The 24,536-nt window shown below is 62.0% G+C and carries 24 protein-coding genes; 8 read left to right on the top strand and 16 right to left on the bottom strand.

The window, feature by feature from the left end; translation table 11 throughout:
• Positions 1–3: 3 nt before the first annotated feature.
• Positions 4–1,848: a type I secretion system permease/ATPase gene (locus AB7951_RS11005; protein ID WP_439062665.1), complete on the top strand. Its 1,845-nt coding sequence runs from the start codon at positions 4–6 to the stop codon at positions 1,846–1,848.
• Positions 1,838–3,148: an HlyD family type I secretion periplasmic adaptor subunit gene (locus tag AB7951_RS11000; RefSeq protein ID WP_120292281.1), complete on the top strand. Its 1,311-nt coding sequence runs from the start codon at positions 1,838–1,840 to the stop codon at positions 3,146–3,148. Before AB7951_RS11005 ends, AB7951_RS11000 begins: the two co-directional genes overlap by 11 nt.
• A 16-nt stretch (positions 3,149–3,164) precedes the next feature.
• Here AB7951_RS11000 and AB7951_RS10995 read toward each other — a convergent pair whose 3' ends face one another.
• On the bottom strand, positions 3,165–4,205 hold the full coding sequence (locus AB7951_RS10995; protein ID WP_158596850.1) for an AraC family transcriptional regulator: 1,041 nt from the start codon (positions 4,203–4,205) through the stop codon (positions 3,165–3,167).
• A gap of 81 nt (positions 4,206–4,286) precedes the next feature.
• On the opposite strand from AB7951_RS10995, the gene AB7951_RS10990 reads away from it, so the two are divergent.
• Together AB7951_RS10990 and mddA are read left to right on the top strand one after the other, a co-directional pair.
• Positions 4,287–4,922 (top strand): hypothetical protein, encoded by a 636-nt coding sequence (locus tag AB7951_RS10990; RefSeq protein WP_147421721.1) that lies wholly within the window; start codon positions 4,287–4,289, stop codon positions 4,920–4,922.
• A 54-nt stretch (positions 4,923–4,976) separates the two neighbouring features.
• Positions 4,977–5,759 carry a methanethiol S-methyltransferase gene (mddA, locus tag AB7951_RS10985; protein ID WP_120292275.1) on the top strand — a complete coding sequence of 261 codons (783 nt, stop codon included), beginning with the start codon at positions 4,977–4,979 and terminating at the stop codon, positions 5,757–5,759.
• Positions 5,760–5,822: 63 nt separating this feature from the next.
• Here the strand turns inward: mddA and der are convergent, their stop codons facing one another.
• From der to AB7951_RS10955, 6 genes are all read right to left on the bottom strand, one after another.
• Entirely contained in the window at positions 5,823–7,208 is a 1,386-nt protein-coding gene (der, locus tag AB7951_RS10980) for a ribosome biogenesis GTPase Der (protein ID WP_089263911.1), read from the bottom strand.
• A 53-nt stretch (positions 7,209–7,261) separates the two neighbouring features.
• Positions 7,262–7,813 (bottom strand): hypothetical protein, encoded by a 552-nt coding sequence (locus AB7951_RS10975; protein WP_120292273.1) that lies wholly within the window; start codon positions 7,811–7,813, stop codon positions 7,262–7,264.
• Between the two features lie 72 nt (positions 7,814–7,885).
• Positions 7,886–8,539 carry a tetratricopeptide repeat protein gene (locus AB7951_RS10970; protein ID WP_120292271.1) on the bottom strand — a complete coding sequence of 218 codons (654 nt, stop codon included), beginning with the start codon at positions 8,537–8,539 and terminating at the stop codon, positions 7,886–7,888.
• Between the two features lie 167 nt (positions 8,540–8,706).
• The gene (locus tag AB7951_RS10965; RefSeq protein ID WP_147421720.1) at positions 8,707–8,961 is read right to left on the bottom strand and encodes a hypothetical protein; all 255 of its coding nucleotides are present in this window, start codon (positions 8,959–8,961) and stop codon (positions 8,707–8,709) included.
• 95 nt (positions 8,962–9,056) lie between these two features.
• The gene (gene panB, locus AB7951_RS10960; protein ID WP_120292267.1) at positions 9,057–9,905 is read right to left on the bottom strand and encodes a 3-methyl-2-oxobutanoate hydroxymethyltransferase; all 849 of its coding nucleotides are present in this window, start codon (positions 9,903–9,905) and stop codon (positions 9,057–9,059) included.
• A 4-nt stretch (positions 9,906–9,909) separates the two neighbouring features.
• The gene (locus AB7951_RS10955; RefSeq protein ID WP_441255775.1) at positions 9,910–10,494 is read right to left on the bottom strand and encodes an NnrU family protein; all 585 of its coding nucleotides are present in this window, start codon (positions 10,492–10,494) and stop codon (positions 9,910–9,912) included.
• 150 nt (positions 10,495–10,644) lie between these two features.
• Between AB7951_RS10955 and AB7951_RS10950 the strand changes: the two genes are divergently transcribed.
• Positions 10,645–11,640: a Bug family tripartite tricarboxylate transporter substrate binding protein gene (locus tag AB7951_RS10950; RefSeq protein ID WP_120292263.1), complete on the top strand. Its 996-nt coding sequence runs from the start codon at positions 10,645–10,647 to the stop codon at positions 11,638–11,640.
• Positions 11,641–11,865: 225 nt separating this feature from the next.
• Here AB7951_RS10950 and AB7951_RS10945 read toward each other — a convergent pair whose 3' ends face one another.
• Both AB7951_RS10945 and AB7951_RS10940 read right to left on the bottom strand, forming a co-directional pair.
• Positions 11,866–12,243, bottom strand: coding sequence for a hypothetical protein (locus tag AB7951_RS10945; protein ID WP_120292261.1), 378 nt, complete (start codon positions 12,241–12,243; stop codon positions 11,866–11,868).
• A gap of 288 nt (positions 12,244–12,531) precedes the next feature.
• On the bottom strand, positions 12,532–13,137 hold the full coding sequence (locus tag AB7951_RS10940) for a hypothetical protein (RefSeq protein WP_120292259.1): 606 nt from the start codon (positions 13,135–13,137) through the stop codon (positions 12,532–12,534).
• Positions 13,138–13,332: 195 nt separating this feature from the next.
• Between AB7951_RS10940 and AB7951_RS10935 the strand changes: the two genes are divergently transcribed.
• Positions 13,333–13,998 (top strand): VOC family protein, encoded by a 666-nt coding sequence (locus AB7951_RS10935; protein WP_120292257.1) that lies wholly within the window; start codon positions 13,333–13,335, stop codon positions 13,996–13,998.
• A gap of 98 nt (positions 13,999–14,096) precedes the next feature.
• Here AB7951_RS10935 and AB7951_RS10930 read toward each other — a convergent pair whose 3' ends face one another.
• Positions 14,097–15,536 carry a GGDEF domain-containing protein gene (locus AB7951_RS10930; RefSeq protein WP_439061688.1) on the bottom strand — a complete coding sequence of 480 codons (1,440 nt, stop codon included), beginning with the start codon at positions 15,534–15,536 and terminating at the stop codon, positions 14,097–14,099.
• Positions 15,537–15,736: 200 nt separating this feature from the next.
• On the opposite strand from AB7951_RS10930, the gene AB7951_RS10925 reads away from it, so the two are divergent.
• Positions 15,737–16,195, top strand: coding sequence for an SRPBCC family protein (locus AB7951_RS10925; protein ID WP_120292253.1), 459 nt, complete (start codon positions 15,737–15,739; stop codon positions 16,193–16,195).
• Between the two features lie 696 nt (positions 16,196–16,891).
• Here AB7951_RS10925 and AB7951_RS10920 read toward each other — a convergent pair.
• Positions 16,892–18,484 carry a reverse transcriptase domain-containing protein gene (locus tag AB7951_RS10920; protein WP_441255774.1) on the bottom strand — a complete coding sequence of 531 codons (1,593 nt, stop codon included), beginning with the start codon at positions 18,482–18,484 and terminating at the stop codon, positions 16,892–16,894.
• 148 nt (positions 18,485–18,632) lie between these two features.
• The gene (locus AB7951_RS10915) at positions 18,633–20,252 is read right to left on the bottom strand and encodes a peptide chain release factor 3 (protein ID WP_120292545.1); all 1,620 of its coding nucleotides are present in this window, start codon (positions 20,250–20,252) and stop codon (positions 18,633–18,635) included.
• A gap of 183 nt (positions 20,253–20,435) precedes the next feature.
• Here AB7951_RS10915 and sugE point away from each other — a divergent pair, with 183 nt between their 5' ends.
• Positions 20,436–20,750 (top strand): quaternary ammonium compound efflux SMR transporter SugE, encoded by a 315-nt coding sequence (gene sugE, locus AB7951_RS10910; RefSeq protein WP_093758260.1) that lies wholly within the window; start codon positions 20,436–20,438, stop codon positions 20,748–20,750.
• A 6-nt stretch (positions 20,751–20,756) separates the two neighbouring features.
• Here the strand turns inward: sugE and AB7951_RS10905 are convergent, their stop codons facing one another.
• The 4 genes from AB7951_RS10905 to AB7951_RS10890 all read right to left on the bottom strand — a co-directional run bounded on the left by AB7951_RS10905 (position 20,757) and on the right by AB7951_RS10890 (position 24,476).
• Entirely contained in the window at positions 20,757–21,773 is a 1,017-nt protein-coding gene (locus AB7951_RS10905) for an inorganic phosphate transporter (RefSeq protein ID WP_089263901.1), read from the bottom strand.
• 14 nt (positions 21,774–21,787) lie between these two features.
• On the bottom strand, positions 21,788–22,432 hold the full coding sequence (locus AB7951_RS10900) for a DUF47 domain-containing protein (protein WP_089264630.1): 645 nt from the start codon (positions 22,430–22,432) through the stop codon (positions 21,788–21,790).
• Positions 22,433–22,630: 198 nt separating this feature from the next.
• On the bottom strand, positions 22,631–23,599 hold the full coding sequence (locus tag AB7951_RS10895; protein WP_093758258.1) for a branched-chain amino acid ABC transporter permease: 969 nt from the start codon (positions 23,597–23,599) through the stop codon (positions 22,631–22,633).
• A gap of 1 nt (position 23,600) precedes the next feature.
• A complete protein-coding gene (locus tag AB7951_RS10890; protein WP_089263899.1) occupies positions 23,601–24,476 on the bottom strand; it encodes a branched-chain amino acid ABC transporter permease in 876 nt (291 codons plus the stop codon).
• Positions 24,477–24,536: the final 60 nt, after the last annotated feature.

The raw sequence follows: 24,536 nt of genomic DNA, 5'->3' as shown, positions 1-24,536 counted from the left end.
GTGGTGAAAGCTCCGCAGCGAAGTCCGTCGCAGCCATTGGCTGCGGCGGCCATCTCGCCACTCAAGCCCGCCATCGCGGGGATCGCCGTGATCAGCGGCATCGTGAACGTGCTCGCGCTGACTGCGCCGCTGTTCATGCTGCAGGTCTATGACCGTGTGCTGGCCAGCCGCAGCGTTTCGACGTTGATCGGCCTAGGTGTGCTGGCGGCCACGCTCTACGCTTTTCAGTCCCTTTTCGACATCATTCGATCGCGCATTCTGCTGCGCATCGGCGAGCGCTTCGATCATCAGTTGTCCGGCCGTGTGCATGATGCCGTTGTCGGCCTGCCGCTTGAGATGCCTTTGCCGGGCGATGGCCTGCAGCCCTTGCGCGATCTCGACAATGTGCGCGGCTTCCTGTCCGGCCCCGGCCCGACCGCCTTTTTCGACCTGCCGTGGATGCCATTCTACCTCGCCATCTGCTTCGTGTTTCACTTCTGGATCGGCATCACGGCCCTCGTGGGCGCCGTCATCCTCGTATCCCTCACCCTTCTCACCAATACCAGCTCCAGGGGACCCGCCCGCGACACCGTGCAACACGGCATGTTTCGCAACGCGCTGATGGAGGCCAGCCGTCGCAATGCCGAAGTGGTGCGCGCGATGGGCCTCGGCGGCCGGATGGCCGCGCGCTGGCATCGCACCAACTCGGATTATCTGGCGGCCAATCGACGAGCTGGCGATGTGGCAGGAGGCCTCGGTGGCGTAGCCCGCGCGCTGCGTGCGCTGCTGCAGTCGACCATGCTCGGCGTCGGCACCTATCTCGTGATCAGGCAGGAAGCCAGCGCCGGCGTGATGGTGGCGAGTTCGATCATGATGGGCCGCGCGCTTGCTCCCGTGGATCTGGCCATCTCGACATGGAAGCCGTTCCTGATGGCACGGCAGAGCTGGGCACGGCTCGATGAATTGCTGACGCGCATGCCGGAAGCCACCAAGACGATGGCACTGCCGCGTGCCCATATCGATCTGCGCGTCGAAGCGATGACCATCGCGCCGCCCGGAGAGAAACGGCCGAGCGTCACGGGGCTGAGCTTTACCGTCTCCGCCGGAAGCGCTCTTGGCATCATCGGCCATAGCGGCAGCGGCAAGTCCACACTGGCACGCGCACTGGTCGGCGCCTGGCGACCCGCCAGCGGCAAGGTACGCATCGACGGCGCCAGCTTCGACCAGTGGGACCGCGAGATGCTCGGTCGCGATATCGGTTATCTGCCGCAGGGCGTCGAACTGTTCGATGGCACCATTGCCGAGAATATCTCCCGCTTCGAAGATGACCCGGACTCTGAGGCCATCGTCGCTGCCGCCAAGGCTGCCGGCGTGCACGATCTCATCCTGCGGCTGGAACATGGCTACCAGACGCGGATCGGCGAAGCCGGCTCCGCCCTGTCCGCCGGCCAGCGCCAGCGCGTCGGGCTGGCACGCGCGCTGTATGGCGATCCGTTCCTGGTCGTTCTCGACGAGCCCAACGCCAATCTCGACGTCGAGGGCGAAGCGGCGGTCATCCGTGCCATCGCTGCCATCCGCGAGCGCAAGGGCATTGCCATCGTCATCGCGCATCGTCCGAGTGCGATCGGCGCCGTCGACCTCGTCATGGTGATGGAAGGCGGTCGCGCCAAGGCATTCGGTCCGCGCGCGGACGTCCTCAGCAAAGCGCTGAAGGCTCCCGCCCCCGCAGCACATGGCAGCGGCACGACGACCGGCCATACGGCCACCGCGCGGTCTCTGACGCCGCTGCGGGTGATCGCCAATCCCGCCGACAAGTCGGGAGTGAGCACCCATCCTCATGACGATATGGAAGATCGCGATGCCCGATAGCAATGTCTCGGCGGTCTCCCACTCGATCCTGCGCCACCTCGGCATCGCCACGCTGGCGGGTGTTGTGCTGGTCGGCGGCATCGGCGGATGGGCCGCGGCGACCAATCTGGCCGGTGCGGTCGTCGCCGCGGGACACTTCGTCGTGGATACCAACGTCAAGAAGGTCCAGCACCCGACCGGCGGTGTGGTCGGCGAAATTCTGGTCCGCGAAGGGCAACGCGTTGCCGCGGGCGACATTATAATGCGCCTCGACGCGACGCAGACGCGCGCCAATCTCGCCATCGTTACCAAACGGCTCGACGAATTCGCAGTGCGACGTGCGCGACTCCGCGCCGAGCGCGACGAGGCTGGCGTCATCGCCTTCCCCGACGAACTAGTATCACGCGCCGCCGATCCGGAAATCGCACAGCTCACGGCCGGCGAGAACAGACTGTTTGAACTGCGCCGCGACGCCCGCCTCGGCCAGAAAGCGCAGCTTCGCGAACGCGCCCTTCAATACGGCAAGGAAGTGCGCGGCCTGGTGGCTCAGGAGGAAGCGAAAATTCGCGGCATCGGCCTGATCCAACGCGAACTGACAGGCGTGCGCGAACTCTGGGAGAAAGGGCTGGTGCCCATTCAGCGGATGATGGCGCTGGAACGCGAAGCGGCAAACCTCGACGGCGAACGCGGCCGGCTCGTTGAAGCCCAGGCGCAATCGGGCGGCAAGATTTCCGAAACACAGTTGCAGATGATTCAGGTCGACCAGGACCTCCGCAGCGAAGTCGCCAGCAGCCTGCGCGACATCGAGGGCCAGACGGCGGAATATGTCGAACGGAAGGTGACTGCAGAAGATCAGCTCAAGCGGATCGATATTATCGCTCCGCAAAGCGGACTGGTCCACGAGCTCGCGGTGCACACCGTTGGCGGCGTGATTTCGCCAGCCGACACCGTCATGCTGATCGTGCCCGACAGCGACAGGCTGGCACTCGAAGTACAGATCAACCCGCAGGACATCGACCAGATACGGCTCGGCCAGCCGGCCGTGCTGCGCATGTCGGCCTTCAACCAGCGCACCACGCCCGAACTGAACGGCAGCGTCAGCCGCATCGCCGCCGACCTGACGCTGGATCAGAAGTCCGGGCTTTCCCATTACATCGTGCGGATCACCATCCCGCCGCAGCAACTGGCGCGCCTCGGCAAACTCGCCCTCGTTCCCGGAATGCCTGCGGAAGCCTTCATTCAGACCGGCGAACGCACAGTCCTGTCTTTTCTGATCAAGCCGATCGGTGACCAGATCGCACGATCATTTCGCGAGGAATAGCCAGTTTAAGTCGAGGTCAGCCTCTGCGCATGGGGCTCGGATACGGCTTCGCCGACTTCGCGCCGTCACGCCAGCGACCCGGTGCTATTCCGGTCACGCGCTTGAAGGCGCGATTGAAGGCCGCCTCGGAGTCGTAGCCGACATCGCTGGCGATGACAGCAAGACTGTCGCCACCCGTTCGCATGCGCTCCGCTGCCAACTGCATCCGCCAGCTGGTCACATATTCGATCGGAGCTTGGCCCAACACCTCGTTGAAGCGCTCGGCGAGCACCGTGCGCGACGTGCCGCATTCGCGGGCCAGATCGTCAACCGTCCAGCGATGACCGGGATTTCCGTGGACATGCCACATCGCACGTCCGAGCACGGGATCGTTCAGTGCTGCGAACCAGCCATGCGCGCTGGGCGGCAATCCCGCAGCGTAGCGACGCAGCACCTCGACGAATAGCAGCTCCATCAGTCGGCCGAGCATGATCTCGCTGCCGGGCGTCGCATCTTCGGTCAGTGAGAGAATTTCGCGCACCGTCGTGGCGAGAATCGCGCTCACCTTGTCGTCGCCGGCGCGATCGATGAGCATCGGCGGCAGGGTCCGAAAGACCGGAGAATGCAGCAGCTCCGACGATTCGATGAAGCCGCAGACCATGCGGGTCTCCCGCCCTCCGCCGCCATGCTCGATCGTCCACATGCCGGATAGTGGACCGGCCCGCACCAGTTCCATCGCGGAACACAACTCCGCGCCATCGCCGCTGTAGAACCTGTGCGTGTCGGCGAACGGCATCAGCAGAACGTCGCCCGCGGCAATGGTGCCTCGCTCGCCACTGGCGAGTTCGACGGTGCATTCGCCCGCCGCGATCAAATGAAAAATGCTGACATGGCGCAAATGCGCCATCGGAGTGCGTTCGTCGAAATGTTTCGGACTAATGAGGCCGAAGGGCTCGGTCAGGCTGGCGTTCAGAAATACCGATCCGCTGAGCCGGATCGACCGCAGCATATCTGCGAGCAAATCCCCACCGCGATCGATATCCGGCGTCGCTGCAAATGATGGCGGTGTCTCGATCATGCGAGGTCCTGAACCTCCGATCATCGTCCGCAGCCCCAACCATGCGCGGCATGTGGCGCATTGTATCCGATGGAGACGATGATGATCAAGAAACGGCTGTCCAAAGCCGCCGATCGTAGCTTCCGGTTGATTGCAGCACTGTTGATGCGGCGCGCCATTGCGCGGCTGATCAGCATCGACGACAGATCGCTATCCAAGGCAGGATTATCACGCGCCGCGGTGGCCGAGTTCCTCGAGAGTCCGCTTCAAACCGACCCGCACCGCTTCTTTGGTAGCAAGCATGCGCAGCGCGATGTGCAAGACGTCGATACCGCTCTTGAGTCGGGTCAAGTGTCGCTGCCCCAACCGGACCCGACTCAAAATCTCGCAGATGAATCGATCGCTTTCGACAGCCATCGCGCGCAGATCGATACGCTGCACCGGGAAACCATCATGCGTGCGATCCGACAAATGGTGAGCTTCCGCATTCGGATACTTACAGCTGGCGTGCTCGTCGCCGTCGGCGCCCTGAGTGCCTGCTCCGGCAGCCTGCCCGATCACAATGCGGCACAAATCCGCCGTGATCACCCCGCGCGTTGTCGGCTGCAGCCCGATGCCATTCCGTTAGCGCCGATCATGCGGCCGATCGTGCGCGTGGCCGAGGCATCCCTTCTCCCCGGGAAGCCCCGCGCCAAGCAACCCGAAGCGCGCGCGGGTCCTCCCGGACGGGCCAGCTGAGACAACGCTTACGCTTGGTTCAAATCGACAAGACAACCAGCAAAGGATAGTTCCATGACCCGCATCATTGCACTCCTCTACGGGCTCGCGTCCTACGCGATCTTCTTCATCACGATCCTCTATGCCATCGGTTTCGTCGACGGAATGATGGTACCAAAAGACATCAACACCGGAACGCAGGTTCCGTGGCTGGAAGCTGGGCTCGTCAATCTCGCTCTGATGTCGCTGTTTGCAATCCAGCACAGCGTCATGGCGCGGAAGTCGTTCAAGCAGTGGTGGACGCAATATGTCCCGGCTTCGGTCGAGCGCAGCACCTATGTGCTGTTCGCGAGCCTGAGCCTTCTGCTGCTGTTCTGGCAGTGGCGCCCAATGCCGGCGGTCGTCTGGCAGATCAACAATCCACAATTGGCCATGACGATGACAGGGCTTTCCCTGTTCGGATGGGTCCTCGTCTTCACCAGCACGTTCCTGATCAACCATTTCGAGTTGTTCGGCGTGCAGCAGGTAGTGCAGAATTTGTCTGACCAGAAGCCGTCTGCGCCGGCGTTTCGCACGCCGCTCTACTACAACTTTGTGCGCCACCCGATCTATCTCGGCTTCATCATCGCCTTCTGGGCGACGCCGCTCATGACGGTCGGACATCTGTTGTTTGCGGCCGTCACCACCGCCTACATCTTCGTCGGGATCTTTCTGGAAGAGCGCGATCTGGTCGAGCTGTTCGGCGATGACTATCGCCGCTACCGCGATCGGGTGTCGATGATCCTGCCGTGGCGCAAATCAGAGCGTCTGCCGACGCAGAGGCACGCCAATCCGTTCGGACTCACCGGCGAGCGATAGGACACAAAATAAAAACGCCGGATCGCGTGCACCGCGATCCGGCGTTTTTTTCCTGCTGGTCGATCAGTTCGGCCGCTTGCGCTTGTGCGCGAACGGGTTCGCCTTCTCGCGCAACGTGATGCGGATCGGCGTGCCCGGCAGGTCGAAGGCTTCGCGCAGCGTATTGGTGAGATAGCGCAGATAGCTCGTCGGCACCGCATCGGCGCGCGAGCAGAACACCACGAAGCTTGGCGGCCGTGCCTTGTTCTGGGTGACGTAGTTCAGTTTCAGCCGGCGACCCGATACCGACGGCGGCGGATTCTTGTCGATCGCATCCTCGAACCAGCGATTGAGGCCTGCGGTGGGAATACGGCGATTCCAGACCGCGTAGGCATCCTGTATCGCCTTCATCAGCCGTTCTACACCCTCTCCCATCAGCCCGGAGATCGCTACGACCGGCACCCCCCTGATCTGCGGCAACAAGTGATCGGCATCGGTGCGCAGCGCGCCAATCTGGCCGCCCTGCTTCTCGACCAGATCCCATTTGTTGACCGCAAGCACCAGCGCGCGTCCCTCACGCTCGACCAGATCGGCGATGCGCAGATCCTGTTCCTCGAACTTGTTCTGCGAGTCCATCATCAGCACGACGACTTCGGCGAAACGCACCGCGCGCAGCGTATCGGCGACGGAGAGCTTCTCCAGCTTCTCCTCGATGCGCGAACGGCGGCGTAGACCCGCGGTATCGAAGATGCGGAAGTCGCGGCCCTTGTAGTTGAGCTCGACCGAAATGCTGTCGCGTGTGGTGCCGGCTTCCGGCGAGGTCAGCAGGCGCTCTTCGCCGAGCAGATAGTTGATGGTCGTCGACTTGCCGGCATTGGGGCGGCCGACGATAGCGACGCGGATCGGCCGCGTCTCGATCTCTTCTTCGGGAATGATGACGTCGTCATCGTCGAATTCTTCAGGCTCTTCGACCGGCTCCGGCATCAGCACGCGCAGCGCGTCATAGAGCTCGCCAAGGCCTTCGCCGTGTTCGGCGGAGACCTGGATGGGATCACCGAGACCCAGCGCATAGGATTCCATCGCGCCGACTTCGCCGTGCTTGCCCTCGCTCTTGTTGGCGAGCAACAGCACCGGCTTGTTGGCGCGGCGCGCGAAATCCGCAAAGGCGCGGTCGTTCGGCGTCAGGCCCATGCGCGCATCGATGACGAAGAACAGCGCATCGGCCAGCGCAATCGCCGTCTCGGTCTGTTCCTGCATGCGTGCGGTCAGCGAGCCCTTCGGGCCTTCATCGAGACCGGCGGTGTCGACCAAAGTGAATTCGAGATCGCCAAGCTTGCCCTCGCCCTCGCGGCGGTCGCGGGTGACGCCCGGGGTGTCATCGACCAGCGCAAGCTTCTGCCCGACCAGACGGTTGAACAGCGTGGACTTGCCGACATTGGGTCGGCCGATGATGGCAATGGTATAAGACATAGGTGATCCGTGCGCCCTTTACGGACAGCCTGTCAATGAGAGGGCGCGCGAACTCAGCGCGAGAAACTACCCGACGGCACTGGTGCCGGGAATGGTGTGGTGGCCTGCTGGGCCGGCGCGGCTGCTGCCGGCTCATCCGGCGGCGGCGCGGTGGTGCTGCGGCGGCGGGCGACTTTCTTGCCTTGCGGCGGAGGCGGTGCGGCAGCCGTGCTGCCTTCCTCTGTCGGCGCGGCATCGGGATCGGCGGGAGCTGCGCCGTCCTGACGGACGGTGCCGACCTGAACAGAGCCGCGGCTCTTCGCCTTGCGGCCCTTCGGCTCTGGCGCGCCCGGCGGCGGCTGCAGTGGGGCGGCTGCGACGGGCGCAGCCTCCTGCGCGCGCTGGCGCTCGACATTCTCCTTGTAGAGATCGCGCGGCACGCCCTGCTCAAGACCGGGGACGCCGTCCGGGAACACCGGCTTGCGGTCGCCGGGCAGCTTCTTCTTGGTGTCCAGGAAGTCGAGCATGTCGGACGGGTCCCAGCCGGTCATACTGCCGCAGCCCGAGAGCGCGCTGGACAGCGCGATCAGGACGGCGGCGGAAACGAGGCGTTGCATCGGGCGCATGGACGACTTCTCACTCAACTCGTGATCTGAACGATCGGCTTCAGGTCAGCTTTAATTCGGCTCTTGTCTTGCTCAGCTTTTCGCCGCGGGCGGCAGCAGCGCCTGCAGTGCTTCGGCACGGGTGCGCAGGCTCGCCGGCGTCTCCGCATCGTTGGACATCATGTCCAGCCACTGCCGCGTCGCCACGGCGTTGTTGGCCTTCCATGCCGACAGCGCCAGCAGTTCACGCGCCGAATGACGATAGGTGCTGGTATTGGTCGTCGCCGGCTCCAGGCGGGTCTGCATCGCCTCATAAGGCGTGGTCTCCAGCAGCAGGCTGCCGGCGCGGATACGCGCGAGATCCTGCTCGGGTGCTGGAACGGTGCGGTCGGCGATGATGTCGTCATAGAGCTTCACGGCAGCCTGCGGGTCGCGCGAAGCAGCCTCGGCAGCAGCGCGCAGGCGCGCCAGCGTGCGATAGCCGGACGGCGCCTCGACAGCGAGCTTCGTAAAGGCGGCTTCTGCCTCGGCATGCTTGTTCTGCTCGGCAAGCTCGACCGCGCGGTCGAACGCCGCACCGGCCACGGCGGCCTTCTTGGCCTCGAGATAGCTGTAGCCACGCCAGCCGCCGACGCCGACCACGATCAGAATCGCGACTGCGATGATCAGGAGCGAATACTTCTCCCAGATCTTCTTGAGCTGCTCGCGACGCAGGTCTTCGTCGACTTCATTAAATAATTCAGACACTTAAAGGTATCCTGTCCCCGATGGGCCGCGCTCACCCCGAGCGGCGCCGGGCATATACGCTCCGGCATGGCGGCGGCGATACCCTAGCGTTATGGCGCTGGCAAGGCAAAGCCAGCGCGATCAAAGCGTTATCCCGAAATGCTTAATTTGGCTGGCGCCTGAAGGCGTCAGTTCATACCGCCGGCGCCGCCGCTGGTGCGGCCATTGGCATTGGACCCGGCGCTGTTGTCGCCGAAGGCCGAATTGGCGTTGTTGCCACCCAGCGCCGCATTGCCGCGCGTGTCGTTGAGCGGGCCGACGATCGGGCGCGGCTCCTCGACGCGATAATGGGGCTTGCGCTCCTTTTTGGCCGGATCCGCGTGCGAAACCGCGGGAAGCAGCGCCAAAACGGCGACAAAGCTCAGGAATTTCAAGGCCTTCATCATCAACATCCTTCGCATTGCCCCTGCTCTTTCAACCCCGGCCGGGCCGCAAAATTCCTGCGGAAATCCTGCGTTCGTCTTGCGTCAAACCTGCGTCAGCCCTTCGGCTTGCCGCCATAGACATGTTCCGGCCCCGGAAACGCGCGCGAACGCACATCGGTTGCGTAGCCCTCGATGGCGGCCTCGATCATCGGTCCAAGATTGCCGTAGCGCTTGACGAATTTCGGCACCCGCGCCGACAGGCCGAGCATGTCTTCGAGCACCAGCACCTGACCGTCACAAGCCGGGCTCGCGCCGATGCCGATGGTCGGGATCGGAATCGTCTCGGTGATCTTTCGCGCGAGTGGTTCGGCGACTGCTTCAATGACGACGGAGAACGCGCCGGCTTGCGCGATAGCAATCGCATCGTTCTGAATCGGACCCGGCGCGTTATCGCCCCGCGCCAGTGCCTCGGCCTCGGCCTTACCTTGCGAACGGAACGAACCGAGCGCTGCGATCGACTGCGGCGTCAGGCCGATATGCGCCATCACCGGGATGCCGCGCTCGGTGAGGAAGGCGATGGTCTCGGCCATCCGCGCGCCGCCTTCCAGCTTCACGGCGCCGCAATGAGTCTCTTTCAGGATGCGCGCGGCAGAATGAAACGCCTGCTCTTTCGAGGCTTCATAGGAGCCGAACGGCATATCGACGACGACCAGCGACTGCTTGGAGCCGCGCATCACCGCATGGCCCTGCAGGATCATCATCTCGAGCGTCACGGGGATCGTGGTCTCGAAACCGTGCATCACATTGCCAAGCGAGTCCCCGACAAGGATGACGTCGCAATAGCGATCGACCAATGAGGCCGTGTGCGCATGATACGAGGTGAGCATCACGATCGGCTCGCCGTTCTTGCGCGCAAGAATATCCGGTGCGGTCTTGCGCTTGATGGCTGACTGAACTGACATGAACTTAAGCTCCGAACACGGGAACGCCGATCACCACCGGGTGGAAGGCGAAACCCAAAGCGAGATACGCGACGAGGCCGACCGCCACCGCAATCGCGTCATTCATCGGACCGCCCACCGGGATCGGTGGACCGCCGGCGTCAGTGCGATGTTTCATCGAGATACGATCGACCACCGCCCAGGCCAGGAACGATCCGAACAGGATGATCGAGCCGAGATCGCCATTGGCGAGCAGATGCGCCGCGGCCCACAATTTGATGCCGGCAAGCATCGGATGTTTCAGCGTCGTGTAAATGCGGCCGCGGATATAGGACGCGGTGACCATGATCACCGCCGGCAGCATCAGGGCGACGGTGATGTGCTTCATCGCCAGCGGCGGCGTCCAGACATTGATCCAGCCGGTCGCGCGATATTGCGCGAAGCCCCAGATGATCAGCGCGAGGCCGACGGCGGAGATCAGCGCAAAGCCGAGCTTGTAGACGCTCTCGCCCAGACGCGCGATCAACTGCGCGCGCGCCTCGCGCCTGACAATGAACAGGTGAATGCCGAGAAACAGCACGAGGCCGAGGATCATCACACTCAGTCCCATGATGTTCAGTCCTCTCGCCCGGGCGGTTGCGTGCCGGATGGGTTGCCCGCCCTGAAATTCCCACTATGGTCCCGCCCGGCCAGCGGATTTTAACCGCCTTTGGCGCCGGTCAGAGGGTTTCCGGGTATCACTTTTCAGGGGACGCACGCAATGCTGCGAAACGACACGACACCTACCCGCCTTCACCTTGCGCTCGCAGCGCTGTTGTTCGCGACGCTGCCCTTCGCAGCGCACGCGCAGGCGCCCGTCTGGCCGCCCAAGCTTGTTCGCATCATCGTGCCGTTCGGCGCAGGCGCGAGCCCGGACATCGTGGGCCGCGTGCTCGCCGACAGTCTGCAGACGCGGCATCCCGGCACCAATTTCGTGGTGGAGAATAAGCCCGGCGCCTCCGGCAATATCGGCACCGACGCCATCGCCAAATCCACGCCGGATGGTTCGACCATCGGCATCTCGCTCGGCGGCCCGCTCGCCATCAACACGCTGCTGTTTGCCAAGCTGCCCTACAATCCCGACACCGACATCGCACCGATCACTTTGCTGACGCAGCTCCCCAGCGTGCTCGCAGTGCCGACCAGCCTCGGCGTCAATACGGTCGCGGAATTCCTCGCCAAGGCCAAAGCCGATCCGAAGGGCCTCGGCTACGGCTCGATCGGCGTCGGCACGCTGTCGCAGCTCTGCATGGAAGCGATCGCGCAGAAGGCCGGCGCCAATATGGTGCACATCCCCTATCCGTCGTCCCCCGCGGCGACCACCGCGCTGATCCGCGGCGATGTGCAGGTCGCGTGCCTGCCCGCCATCGGCGTTACGCCGCAGCTTGCGACGGGCGCCGTAAAAATCCTCGCCGTCACCACCGCGAAACGCTCGCCGTTCCTGCCGGATGTGCCGACGCTTACCGAGAGCGGCATCGACGTGCAGTCCGACGCCTGGAATGCGCTGGTCGGCCCGGGCGGGCTGTCGAAGGAAGTGGTGGCGACGATCAATGCCGAAGTGACGCAGACGCTGGCCGAGCCCGCCGTGATCGAGAAACTGAAGCTGCAGCTCATCACGCCGTCACCGACCACGCCGGATCAACTCCGCAAGCGCATGGCCGACGAGAAAGCGCTGTGGGCCGAGGTGATCAAGGCCGCGAAGATCAGGATCGATTGAGGGACTTCCTAACCTCTCCCCGTTCTTTACGGGGAGAGGTCGCCGCGTCTTCGCGGCGGGTGAGGGGCATGGCACGATACCAGCCACATATATATGCTGCCCCCGGGATCTCGCGTGACCAACCCGAGAATCCGCGTTTGCCTCACCACCAGACAAGGCCCCTCACCCGCCCGGCTTCGCCGGTCGACCTCTCCCCGCAAATGCGGGGCGAGGTAAGAAAGACCCTCACACGAACCGGCAGTTTCGCGCGGTTTGCGCCATGCCGGACGACGACGAGGTCGGAATGCTGTAGCTCGCCTCGCTCGGCGTTTGGCCGCGTGCGGGGATGATCACCGTGCCGTGGTCCTTCACCGAGCCCTTGGCGTTGGTTACCGTGACGTCGATACCGCAGGCGATCTTGCGGGCGCAATTGTTCTCGAAATCCATCTTGAACGAATACTTGCCGTTGTCCTGCCAGAACCCGACATACTTGTCGCCGATGCAGGCCTTGGCTTCCTCGGTCCAGTTGTCGGCCTCCGGCCAGAACAACAGCGCGCTGCCGCCGGTGAGCGCGCCGACAGCGCAAACAATCGTCGCAATCAACACGAACCTGCGTCCAAACATCGCCGCCTCCGGAGTGGTTTCCCCTTCGTCGCAGCGGGTGGCGCAGCGGTTCACTCTCTTAACCTCTCCCCGCTCTGCGCGGGGAGAGGTCGAAACGCGTGCGCAGCGCGTGTTTCGGGTGAGGGGCATGCCACAAAGCCAGCCACCAAGAAGCACCCTCGGATCTCGATACTGCAGACCCGAGATTCCGCGTCCTCCCCCCGCCATTCAAGGCCCCTCACCCGGAGCCGTCGCTACGCGCCGACTCCGACCTCTCCCCGCAAATGCGGGGCGAGGTTAGGAAGCAGCTTACTTCCCGGACTGCTTCTCCAACTCCCGGTTATCGACATAGCGGATCATGATCGGCCGCCCGGCGACCGCGCCGCCAAGACCCTTGGTGAGTTTTAGCGGCAGGCAGCTATGGAGCGAGGCATTGATGGCCTTGAGATAGGTGTCGCGCGTGTCCTGCGGCGCATCCTTGCTGGCAAAGGTCACGCGCGGCGGCGCGATCGGCGTGCCGGCCGTGTTGAACGAAAACATCACCGACATCTGCATGCCCGCACGCGCACTCTCCACCGCGGGCGGCGACCAGCACGACCGCAAGGTGGCGAACAGGTCACCGATCGTATCGAGATCATGATCAGGCCGGCGGTAGAGAGCCTGCTGATCACCCGGCGGCACGCTTAGCACCGTGACCTGCAGGTTTTGCCCGATCGGATAATCGATCTCGGGAATGCACGGCCCGTGATCGAACACGCTGCAGGTGGACGGCGTGCACGGCTCGCCATCGAGCACGCTGCACGGCCTGTGCGAAAACGGCACTGCATCGCCGGCGCGTAGCCGCCGCGCCTCCGCCTGCCCGGCGAATGCCGCCAACACGCCGACGATCAACAGCAACGTGAGGTTCCGTGTCATCCGGACACCTTTGCAAATGCTCCCTCACCTGAAATGATACAGGCGTGTGGCGTCATCAAGATCGGGATGGGTCACAACCGCACGAGCAGACCAACAAACGGAACGCCGGCCGAACGACCGATTGCAGACATTGTTGCGCCTGTGCGCAGCCCGGCACCACACGTCGTCGTCACACCCCAACCTCAGGAGACCGACATGAGCAGTCCCCAGGTGCATCGTGATACGTCCGTCACCATGAAGCTCGAAATCGTCGTCATTCCCGTGTCGAATGTCGACACAGCCAAGAGCTTTTACGCAAGCCTCGGCTGGAGACTCGACGCCGACTTCGTGGTCGGCGACGACTATCGCGTGATCCAGTTCACGCCGCCGGGTTCGGATTGCTCGGTCATCTTCGGCAAGAACGTCACTGCCGCAACGCCCGGCTCGGCACAGGGCCTGTATCTGATCGTCTCCGACATCGAGGCCGCCCGTGCAGACCTGCTCGGCCGCGGCATCAAGGTGAGCGACGCCTTCCACGCCGGAGATGTCAATGTCGGGCCGGACGAGCCCTATTTGTTTGGACGGCTTCGGGTGAATGGCCCGGATCCCGCGCGGGCCAGCTATCGCTCCTTCGCATCATTCAGCGACCCGGACGGCAACGGCTGGCTGTTTCAGGAGATCACCGCGCGACTGCCCGGACGCATCGATGCCAGCGCCACGACTTTCAACTCATCCACTGACCTCGCAGCCGCATTGCGGCGGGCGGCGATCGCCCATGGCGCGCACGAGAAGCGCACTGGCGGCCAGCATGACGAGAACTGGCCGGACTGGTATGCCGATTACCTGGTGCGTGAGCAGACCGGCGAGCCGTTACCCACATAGTGACGCCATCGCGCTGCACATGGAATACGTTGCAACTGAATCGTCTGACGCAAAGCTGGATGACTCGCGCACCCATCTTTGCGAAACCGAATTCGACGTCAGAGCCGGGCGCCGTCCTGGCTCTGCAGCTGCGGAAGCGCGTATCCGGATCCAGCGACTGGCGCGTCGGCAGAGGCGCTTAGCGTGCGGGAAATTGTGCGGTTGCGGCCGGTCCGCTTCGCTTCGTAAAGTCGCCCATCGACCCGCTTGTACAGGCTCGGCCAGCTATCTCCCGGCTGCAACGTCCCCACGCCGAAGCTCGCAGTGACCTGCCTCGCTCCACCCGGGACGGCAAAGCTGTTCTGCTCGATCGCGATCCTCAACCGTTCGGCATAATCAACCGCTTCCTGTTCGTCCGTATCCGGAAGGAACACCGCAAATTCCTCGCCGCCCAGCCGCCCGACGATGTCGCGTTTGCGCGACGCGTTGCGCAGCATGCGCCCCACCTCTCCGAGGACATCGTCCCCGACGTCATGGCCGAGGGTGTCATTGATGCTCTTGAAGTTGTCGATGTCGCACAGAGCGAGCGCAGCACGGCTCGGTCCGTGTTTGCGCAGATGGGCGGATACCCGTTCTTGAAAGCCGCGCCGGTTCAGGATGCCGGTCAACAGATCGAGATCGCGTTCGCGACGAAGATCGTCGATCATGTCGGACACCGCCGCGGCGAGGATGGCCAGCGCCAGGCCGGCGCCGAGCACGGCGAGCGAAAGCTGGAGTGCTTGCCAAAACATCGAATTGCTGAACGCGCTTCTGTCGACCGGCGCGGAAAATCCGACCGTGAGCAGGGTTCGCGGAAAAAAATGCAAACCAAACAGCAACAGCACCCAGAACAGAGCCCGATCGATATAGGGCCCGCGCGCCAATGCGGTGAGCCGCCCCGCTGCGATCAGCATCAGGAGGCCGTAGCCGAAATTCTGGATGTAGACCCGGGCGATGAGACTGCGATCGATATAAAAGAAATAGGCGAGCAGAAGAACGAAGCCGGCAAGGATCGCCATATCGATGACCGGACCGAGCCCCTTCCCCGAACGCACCAGGATGCCCTCCACGGCGGCGATAACCGCCGACGTGTAGAGCGCGCCCGAGACGATGGCATTGGGCCCCGCGCCGGGCGGCAAACCCAAGATCTGCGACGTCGCGCCGAGGGCAAACAGAACGCACGCGCCGGCCAGCAAAAGCAGGTAGTTGCGCTTCTTCTCGACGAGCCACGCGCAGACGAAGGCAGCCCCGAAGACGAACAGTATTCCGGGCGTGATCAGTTGGAGCGTAGTCCTGACGATGACCCCATCCATCTCGCTCAAACTTTCCAATAGGCCCAGGTCGTCGTGACGCACGGCTTGGGCACCGGTACCTCGTAGCCAGAGAACACTATCAAATTTGACCGGAAATGCCTCAAATGCGAGTCGATGACGGGAACTGGGTTCGTCACGCCCGACGTCAAAGGCCGCGAATACATCGTCAGCCGCCCGGCTCACAAGGGCAGATGGATGGCCGGTCATCTCGCGAAGCCGCGCTTCGCGCTTTGCACAGCCAAGACGTGGGGAGAGTCTACCGCCCAACTCATACGTCATACACGGGCTTGACCCACGTACCCATCTTCCCCGACAAAGCCTCCACACAATACGCAGCGCCGTTGCGCACTCATCAAGAACAAGACCGTTCACAACTGCGCGAACAGACCGCGGAGGAACTGCCAGCCATGACCACACCCAAGACACCGACGCATCCGTTCGAGCGCAGCCACTCCATCGTGATTGCGGCTGCGCCCGAAGCTGTGTTCGACTACGTCACCAATCCGAAAACATGGCCGCAATGGCTGCCCTCCTCGCACGACATCGACTGCGAGGATCGCCCGATGCGGTTCGGCGACACGTTTCACGAACACTGGTCGACGCGGTCGGGCCCAGTCGCGCTGGACTGGCTGGTGATCGCCTGCGAGCGTCCGCGACTCTGGATCGGCCTGACACATATGAGCGTCACCGGCCCGATCGTGGTGCAATATGTCTGCGCCGAGGTCGAAGGCGGAACGAAGTTCACCCGCACCGTGCGCAACCCGGCGCGGCCGAAGGCGCCGACGCCGGAGATGATTGCGCGGATCGATGAAGAAGCGGAGTTGGGTCTGGCGAATATCAAGAGGATCGTGGAATCTCGTGCCTAAGGCCGTGGCCTGAAGGCCGCACAAACTTCATATCCATTCCACGACTTAACTATGTAGGACCAGCGGCCGATTCTCTGTTGCCTTGACTGACGATAGTTGCGGACACGCTTCGCGGTCAGGAATCTTTCTTTAAGAATTCAGCGATACGGTCTTCTCAAGCGGTTCATGTATTGCGTACCGCTAGCAGGTCAAGATCCGCCGGAGCGACCCGGCGGATCGTCCTGGCTCTGTCGGGAGACGGCTGCGTCGGCCTACGAAAGGCCGAGATCCAACGCGTCCCCTCACCCCCTGCCGGTGTTCGATTACGTCACCAATCCCCAGTCATGGCCGCAATGGCTGCCCTCCTCGCACGACATCAAGTGCGAGGACCGCCCGATGCGCTTCGGCGACACGTTTCACGAACACTGGTCGACGCGGTCGGGCCCGGTCGCGCTGGACTGGCTGGTGATCGCTTGCGAGCGCCCGCGGCTCTGGATTGGCCTGACCCATATGAGCGTCACCGGCCCGATCATGGTGCAATATGTCTGCGCCGTCGTCGATGGCGGGACGAATTCACCCGCACGGTGCGCAACCCGGCGCGGCCGGAGGCTCCGACCGCGGAGATCATTGCGAGGATCGATGCGGAGGCGGAGTTGGGGCTGGCGAATATCAAGAGGATTGTGGAGAAGAAAAACGCACGTCGCAAAGAATAGCTAATCAATCGGCAGCTTCATCGACTTTCGGAACGCTAGCTACCAACAGCTTGTCAAGCTTACCGGCCTTTGACTTCGCCCACTGACAAAACAAAGAATCCAGCGGCCGATTCATGCGCCCCTTAATAGCATTAATCCATGTCTCGTATTCGTCCTTTGGAAGACAGGAGGCCCCGAGGATAAAAGGCAATTTGGAGAACACACCTATTCCATCGAACTTGGTTTTGTTTCGCCTGAAGTGGTTTATATCCGCGTTCAATCCGCGAATAAGACTTATTTGCCTTTCTGACACGGGATTTTCCAAACCGACCGTCTTTAATTCTCTATGGTCGATCACAAAGACTCCACGAACGAAGAATTCGAGTAACCATGCGTGAATCGTCGGCACAGCTCGAGCGGCACCTGTTTTTAGTACAGCCAGCACTCGCTCCTTGTGAGAAGCATCAATCTGCTCCCCCACCTCCTTGAGGCCGTGGAAATATAGAAGTATCTCCTTCGCAAAAGGGAGCAATATTTCAAGATTCTCCATGATGTAGTCGGTGGCACCACTTGAGGACGCTAATCTAAGCGCCCTGAAGAGAGATTTTATGTAGCCGAAATCCCATACCTCCTTCTCAACCGCGCCCTCAAGCATTCCGACTAAATTCATGCTTCTTAGCTGTTCCAACTCGTCGGGATCGGGATCCTCATCAAAATAGATTGAATTCGACAAAGCCTGAAGAGCCATTCCGTCAGCTTTGTCGAAGGCTTGGGGCAGCTTGTCTTCGAGGTCTTCGCGATAGCTCTTTATCGTAAGGACGCGGGTCTTCTGACCATTGAGTGTCAATCCCTCACTAAGAAACAACTGTTCAGCGAGTAGCGATAGGATCTCATACGGATCTTGATCAAGCCGTACAAAAATTCGGTAGTCATCCACGAAGCGAGTAAATTCGATGCTTTCGTTGAGCAAAGCAGCGTCGGAATCTGCCAAGACTGCCTCCGCCAATATCCGTGACGCAGAACATCCTACGGGAATGCCGTATGACTGCTTGGAACGTATATTGTTGATCGACTTAACTACGAAGCGGGTTACTCCTTTATTTGAACACACAGAATCGAGCATGTTCTCAACGCGGTGTATATAAATTCGCTGATAGAAATCGGCGATGTCGGTGAAAATAACGGCTTTATAGTCCTGTTCATCAACATTGACCTGCCAGTCAAGCCAATCACGATAGGTGTGCTCCGCAACGAAGAGTGACGCCTCCGCAGAATCCTCAAATCTATAAGCGAATGGCCCAAAGCCATCAGCGGATGCTTTAGACTTCTCCAGATCGGCGCCAATCTCGATAGCCGATGCTGTGAGCAGTAGCGCTTCAAGTAGCTGAAGCTGATGAACGATGCGGAATCCGTACCGACTCTTAGGGGATAGAGCCTCGATAGCCTGCGCAGGTTGAAATGTATCAAGATCGAGCGAGGCTAGTTCTGCAACAATGTCTTCCGCACACTCTTCTAGAAATGACAATTCGCACAAATGAGGAAAAACATCGGTATCCCCAAACTTACAAATGTGAGCAACTGCTCTTCTTAGAGATTTTATGGAAAGTTTGGTCGCCATATCAGCAGAGCCACATTTTTGGGTGCGACTACTTATTCACACCTAAAAGTAGAATTCAACCGAAGTTCTATTCTTAATTTTTAATCGACTGCCGACGACAGTCTTCGATTGAATCCGGGCCTTACAGCAATCTCGACCTCACCACCCCTCACCCCTGCTTCTTCACGTCCTTGATATCAGAGAACACAATCCCCTCGGCGCGTTCCTTGGTGTAGTTCAGATAGAAATCGTTCTTCGCCAGGAATACCGGATCGCCGTCGACGTCATCCGCGACGCCGGAATTGTTGTTCGACATGAAGGTCTCGAGCTTCTTCTTGTCCTCCGACGAGATCCAGCGCGCCAGCGAGAATTCCGAGACTTCGAAACTCACGGGCAACTGATATTCCGCATCGAGCCGCGCCTTCAGCACATCGAGCTGCAGCGGGCCGACGACGCCGACCAGCGCCGGCGCGCCGTCGCGCGGGCGGAACACCTGAACGACGCCCTCTTCCGACATCTGCTGCAAGGCTTCCTTCAGCTTCTTCGCCTTCATCGCATCGCCGAGACGCACGCGGCGCACGATTTCCGGCGCGAAGGACGGCACGCCGATAAAGGTGATGTCCTCGCCATCGGTCAGCGTATCGCCGATGCGCAACGTGCCGTGATTGGGGATGCCGACCACGTCGCCGGCATAGGCTTCGTCCGCGATGGCGCGGTCCTGCGCGAAGAAGAATTGCGGCGACGACAGCGACATGTTCTTGCCGGTGCGCACCAGCTTGGCCTTCATGCCCCTTGTCAGCTTGCCGGAGCACAGCCGCGCAAAGGCGATACGGTCGCGATGGTTGGGGTCCATGTTCGCCTGGATCTTGAACACGAAGGCCGACATCCGGGGCTCGTCGGCCTCGACCTTGCGCAAATTAGATTCCTGCGCGCGCGGCGATGGCGCAAAACGGCCGAGACCTTCGAGCAGATCGCCGACGCCGAAATTGCGCAGCGCACTGCCGAAATAGACTGGCGTCATATGGCCTTCGCGGAACGACTGCAGGTCGAACGGCTTCGAGGCTTCCTTCACCAGTTCGAGTTCGTCGGCGACCTCGCTGGCATCGAGATTGGGGTTGCGGCCGGCCAGATCGGCAATCTTGATCTTCTCGGCTGCGCCGGTCTTGGCGCCGCCGCCCTCGAGCAGGCGGATGCCACCGGTCTCGATGTCATAGGTGCCCATGAAATCGCGGCCGCGGCCGACCGGCCAGTTGATTGGCGTGGTGTCGAGCGCCAGCGTCTTCTCGATCTCGTCCAGGAGATCGAACACATCGCGGCTCTCGCGGTCCATCTTGTTGATGAAGGTGATGATCGGGATGTCGCGGAGACGACAAACCTCGATCAGCTTCAGCGTGCGCGCCTCGATACCTTTGGCGGCGTCGATCACCATGACGGCGCTGTCGACCGCGGTGAGCGTGCGATAGGTGTCTTCCGAGAAGTCTTCATGGCCCGGCGTGTCGAGCAGGTTGAAGACGTGGCCCTGGAATTCGAAGGTCATCACCGAGGTGACGACGGAGATGCCGCGGTCGCGCTCGATCTTCATCCAGTCGGAGCGCGTGTTGCGGCGCTCGCCCTTGGCCTTGACCTGGCCCGCCAGATTGATGGCGCCGCCGAACAGCAGCAGCTTTTCGGTCAGCGTGGTCTTGCCGGCGTCAGGATGCGAGATGATCGCGAAAGTGCGGCGGCGGGCGACCTCATTGGCAAGCGGGGAACGCGCGGCTGAGTCGGCGGAAAGGGCGATATCGGACATAAACGTGCCTGTGGCAGGGAAAACGGGCGCAATCAAGGGATTTTGGGCGGGAAACTGGCCGAAGTGGCGACCATCGGCCGCGTTGCGATCCGGCTGCGTGGGTCCCATATAACCCCTGCGAGGACGACCTCCAAATCATCATCATCCGCAGGGACGGCCCTGCCTGTTTACAGGGGTCATCCCATGGCTTGGCTATTGTTGTTCGTTGCGGGTCTGCTTGAAGTCGGCTGGGCCGTCGGGCTCAAATATACCGAAGGCTTCACCCGCCTCGTTCCCTCCGTCCTCACCCTCATCAGCATGACCGCGTCAGTCGGCATGCTTGCCCTCGCCCTCAAGGAACTGCCGATGGGAACCGCCTATGCGGTGTGGACCGGCATCGGCGCGGTCGGCACCGCAGCGCTGGGCATGTACCTATTCGGCGACCCGGCCACCGTCGCGCGGATCACCTGTATCGGGCTGATCGTGGCAGGCATTGCCGGGCTGAAGCTGGTGTCATGACCTGCGTCAGATAAAGCTCAGATGCAGCAGCTTCACGATCCACCAGGTCGCGGCGGCAACGATCGCCGCGGCCGGGATCGTGATCACCCAGGCATAGACGATCGAACTCGCCACGTTCCAGCGCACCGCTGACACACGACGTGCCGCGCCGACACCGACGATCGCGCCGGTGATGGTGTGCGTGGTCGAGACGGGAACGCCGAGGAACGTCGCCGCAAATAGCGTCGCGGCACCGCCGGTCTCGGCGCAGAAGCCCTGCATCGGCGTGAGCTTGGTGATGCGCAGGCCCATGGTGCGGACAATGCGCCAGCCGCCCATCAGCGTGCCCAGCGCCATCGCCGCCTGACATGACAGCACGACCCAGAACGGCACGGAAAACTCCGTCCCGAGATGGCCCTGCGAGTACAGCAGCACAGCGATGATGCCCATGGTCTTCTGCGCATCATTGCCGCCATGGCCGAGCGAATACAGCGAAGCCGAGACGAATTGCAGGATGCGGAAGGCGCGGTCCACGGCGAAGGGCGTCGAGCGCACCGAGGCCCATGACACGATGGCCACCAGCACCAGCGCCAGCAGGAAGCCCACCAGCGGCGACAGCACAATGGCCAGCAGCGCCTTGGACAGCCCGGTCCACAAGGCTGCCGAGAGTCCTGCCTTGGCGACACCTGCCCCGAGCAAGCCACCGATCAACGCATGCGACGAGCTTGAGGGAATGCCGAGGCCCCAGGTGATCACGTTCCAGACGATGGCGCCCATCAGGGCCGCAAAGATCACCGCGGGATCGATGACGCTGGGCTCGATGATCCCGGTGCCGATGGTGTTGGCGACATGCAGACCGAATACCAGGAAGGCGATGAAGTTGAAGAATGCCGCCCACAGCACGGCATATTGCGGCCGCAGCACGCGCGTCGAGACGATCGTCGCGATCGAATTGGCAGCGTCATGCAAGCCGTTGAGAAAGTCGAACAGCAATGCGATGGCGATGAGGCCGATCAGCACCGGAAAGGCGAGCGTGGCGTCCACCTGATGGCCCTGCCTTATACTTGTTCGATGACGATGCTGTTGATCTCGTTCGCGACGTCGTCGAAGCGGTCGGCCACCTTTTCAAGGTGCTTGTAGATCTCGGCGCCGACCACGAAATCCATGGTGTTGGCGTCACGATGCTTGAGAAAGAGCTCCTTGAGCCCGATGTCGTGCAGATCGTCGACGCGGCCTTCGAGCTTGCCGACTTCCTCGGTGATCGCCGTGAGCAGGCCGACATTATCGCCGATGGCGCTCATCAGCGGCACGGCGCGACCGACAAGGTTGGCGCATTCCACCAGCAGCGTGCCGATTTCGCGCATCGGCGGCTCGAACTGGCGTACCTCGAACAGCATCACCGCTTTCGCCGTCTGCTGCATCTGGTCGATGGAATCATCCATCGCCGTGATGAGGTTCTTGATGTCGACGCGATCGAACGGCGTGATGAAAGTGCGGCGAACGGCGGTCAGCACCTCGCGGGTGATGGCGTCGGCGTCGTTCTCGAACTGGTTGACGCGCTGACAGTAGACCGGCGTCTCGTCGCCGCCTTCCAGCATCCCCGCAAGCGCCTTGGAGCCCTCGACCACGGTCACTGAATGGCGGGCGAACAGGTCGAAAAACCTTTCCTCCCGGGGCAGAAAGGACCGGAACCAACGCAGCATCATCTCATCCAACTGTCAGGAAAACGCAGCGACCGGACCGCCAGATGGCGGACATGGTCCCGCGGGGCCACCGCCGGCGGCCCTGTGTCACACGGATGTCATAAAGCATTTCCGGCCAAGACGGGCAATCGCGCACCTTTTAGGCCCGATCATCCACCGCTTTATGACAGCCTGCTTTTCCTGAGGCAGTGCCTGGATTTAGAGCGACCGCTTGAAGTAATGCGCGATTTCGCCGATGACGCCGCGGCGGAAGGTCAGCACGCAGACCACAAAGATCACGCCCTGGATCACCGTTACCCACTGGCCGAAGCCGGCGAGGTATTGCTGCATGGCGATGATCACGAAGGCGCCGACCACGGGACCGAACAGCGTACCGAGGCCGCCGACCAGGGTGATCAGCACGATTTCACCGGACATGCTCCAGTGCACGTCGGTGAGCGAAGCGTTCTGCGCCACAAACACCTTCAGCGCGCCGGCGAAACCGGCCAGCGTGCCGGACAGGATATAGGCCAAGAGCTTGTACTGGTCGGTCTTGTAGCCGAGCGACACCGCACGCGGCTCGTTCTCACGGATCGCCTTGAGCACCTCGCCGAACGGCGAGTTGATGGCGCGGTAGATGATCAGGAAGCCCAGCGTGAAGCCGGCGAGGATCACGTAATACAGCGTGATCGGCTTCGAGAGATTGAACAGGCCGAACAGCGTGCCCTGCGGAATGCCCTGGATACCGTCTTCACCGTGGGTGAACGGCGTCTGCAGATAAACGAAGTACAGGAGCTGCGACAGCGCCAGCGTGATCATGGCGAAGTAGATGCCCTGACGACGAATGGCGATCAGGCCGGTGACGACGCTGAGCGCAGCGGCCGCGACGACACCGACGACGATGCCGAGTTCGGGCGTCAGGCCCCACACTTTCAGCGCATGCGCCGTGCAGTAGCCGGCGGTGCCCAGGAACATCGCGTGGCCGAAGGACAGCAGACCGCCATAGCCGATCAAAAGGTTGAAGGCACAGGCGAGTAGCGCGAAGCAGAGCGCCTGCATCACGAAGAACGGATAGACGCCAGTGAGCGGCACGACCAGCAACAGCGCGGTCATGATCGCAAAGGCGACCATCTCGTCTTTGACGGTGCGGCGGGGTGACGGAATGGCGTTTTCAGTGATCGTTGTCATATCAGGCAGCCCGTCCCGTCAGTCCGGAAGGTTTCACAAGGAGCACCAGCACCATCAGCACGAAGACGACAGTGTTGGAGGCCTCGGGGTAAAAATACTTGGTCAGACCCTCGATGATGCCGAGGGCGAAACCGGTGATGATGGAGCCCATGATCGAGCCCATGCCGCCGATCACGACGACCGCGAACACGACGATGATCAGGTCCGCACCCATCAGCGGGCGAACCTGGTTGATCGGCGCCGACAGCACGCCCGCGAGTGCCGCCAGACCGACGCCGAGCCCGTAGGTCAGCGTGATCATCAGCGGCACGTTGATGCCGAAGGCGCGGACCAGCGTGGGGTTTTCCGTCGCGGCGCGCAGATAGGCGCCGAGCCGCGTACGCTCGATCAGGAACCAGGTCGCGATACAGACCACCAGCGAGAAGATAACGACCCAGCCGCGATAGATTGGCAGGAACATGAAGCCGAGATTCATGCCGCCCTTGAGCGCATCCGGGATCGCGTAAGGCAGACCCGACGAGCCGAAATAATTCTGGAACACGCCCTGGATGATCAGCGCCAGACCGAATGTCAGCAACAGGCCATAGAGATGGTCGAGATTGGCGATCCATTTCAGCATGGTGCGTTCCATCACCATGCCGAACAGGCCGACCGCCAGCGGCGCCAGGATCAGCGCCGGCCAGTAGCCGATGCCAGCCAGATTGAGCAGGAAGTATGCCGCAAACGCGCCCATCATATAGACGGCGCCATGGGCGAAATTAATGATGTTCAGCATGCCGAAGATCACGGCGAGGCCGAGACTTAACAGCGCATAGAACGAGCCGTTGATGAGTCCGACCAGCAATTGCGCAGACAGGGCCTGTAGATTGATCGACATGTTGTTCTCAACTCTTATCGCAGGAAAGTCTTGGCCCGGCAGCGCGGCGCCGCCGGGCCA

Origin of the sequence: Tardiphaga sp. 285_C5_N1_2 (assembly GCF_052076065.1) — a bacterium.
GTDB classification, from domain to species: domain Bacteria; phylum Pseudomonadota; class Alphaproteobacteria; order Rhizobiales; family Xanthobacteraceae; genus Tardiphaga; species Tardiphaga robiniae.
This window is presented reverse-complemented; position numbering and strand designations above follow the sequence as displayed.

What these genes read in the sequence shown, in the direction of transcription:
- AB7951_RS10900 (WP_089264630.1), bottom strand. Translation starts at nt 22,432, where the DNA reads ATGCTGCGTTGGTTCCGGTCCTTTCTGCCCCGGGAGGAAAGGTTTTTC.
- der (WP_089263911.1), bottom strand. Translation starts at nt 7,208, where the DNA reads ATGTCTTATACCATTGCCATCATCGGCCGACCCAATGTCGGCAAGTCC.
- AB7951_RS10965 (WP_147421720.1), bottom strand. Translation starts at nt 8,961, where the DNA reads ATGAAGGCCTTGAAATTCCTGAGCTTTGTCGCCGTTTTGGCGCTGCTT.
- AB7951_RS10930 (WP_439061688.1), bottom strand. Translation starts at nt 15,536, where the DNA reads ATGACCGGCCATCCATCTGCCCTTGTGAGCCGGGCGGCTGACGATGTA.
- AB7951_RS10915 (WP_120292545.1), bottom strand. Translation starts at nt 20,252, where the DNA reads ATGTCCGATATCGCCCTTTCCGCCGACTCAGCCGCGCGTTCCCCGCTT.
- sugE (WP_093758260.1), top strand. Translation starts at nt 20,436, where the DNA reads ATGGCTTGGCTATTGTTGTTCGTTGCGGGTCTGCTTGAAGTCGGCTGG.
- AB7951_RS11000 (WP_120292281.1), top strand. Translation starts at nt 1,838, where the DNA reads ATGCCCGATAGCAATGTCTCGGCGGTCTCCCACTCGATCCTGCGCCAC.
- AB7951_RS10890 (WP_089263899.1), bottom strand. Translation starts at nt 24,476, where the DNA reads ATGTCGATCAATCTACAGGCCCTGTCTGCGCAATTGCTGGTCGGACTC.
- AB7951_RS10990 (WP_147421721.1), top strand. Translation starts at nt 4,287, where the DNA reads ATGATCAAGAAACGGCTGTCCAAAGCCGCCGATCGTAGCTTCCGGTTG.
- AB7951_RS10950 (WP_120292263.1), top strand. Translation starts at nt 10,645, where the DNA reads ATGCTGCGAAACGACACGACACCTACCCGCCTTCACCTTGCGCTCGCA.
- AB7951_RS10975 (WP_120292273.1), bottom strand. Translation starts at nt 7,813, where the DNA reads ATGCGCCCGATGCAACGCCTCGTTTCCGCCGCCGTCCTGATCGCGCTG.
- AB7951_RS10955 (WP_441255775.1), bottom strand. Translation starts at nt 10,494, where the DNA reads ATGGGACTGAGTGTGATGATCCTCGGCCTCGTGCTGTTTCTCGGCATT.
- AB7951_RS10940 (WP_120292259.1), bottom strand. Translation starts at nt 13,137, where the DNA reads ATGACACGGAACCTCACGTTGCTGTTGATCGTCGGCGTGTTGGCGGCA.
- AB7951_RS10920 (WP_441255774.1), bottom strand. Translation starts at nt 18,484, where the DNA reads ATGGCGACCAAACTTTCCATAAAATCTCTAAGAAGAGCAGTTGCTCAC.
- mddA (WP_120292275.1), top strand. Translation starts at nt 4,977, where the DNA reads ATGACCCGCATCATTGCACTCCTCTACGGGCTCGCGTCCTACGCGATC.
- panB (WP_120292267.1), bottom strand. Translation starts at nt 9,905, where the DNA reads ATGTCAGTTCAGTCAGCCATCAAGCGCAAGACCGCACCGGATATTCTT.
- AB7951_RS10925 (WP_120292253.1), top strand. Translation starts at nt 15,737, where the DNA reads ATGACCACACCCAAGACACCGACGCATCCGTTCGAGCGCAGCCACTCC.
- AB7951_RS10945 (WP_120292261.1), bottom strand. Translation starts at nt 12,243, where the DNA reads ATGTTTGGACGCAGGTTCGTGTTGATTGCGACGATTGTTTGCGCTGTC.
- AB7951_RS10935 (WP_120292257.1), top strand. Translation starts at nt 13,333, where the DNA reads ATGAGCAGTCCCCAGGTGCATCGTGATACGTCCGTCACCATGAAGCTC.
- AB7951_RS10995 (WP_158596850.1), bottom strand. Translation starts at nt 4,205, where the DNA reads ATGATCGAGACACCGCCATCATTTGCAGCGACGCCGGATATCGATCGC.
- AB7951_RS10895 (WP_093758258.1), bottom strand. Translation starts at nt 23,599, where the DNA reads ATGACAACGATCACTGAAAACGCCATTCCGTCACCCCGCCGCACCGTC.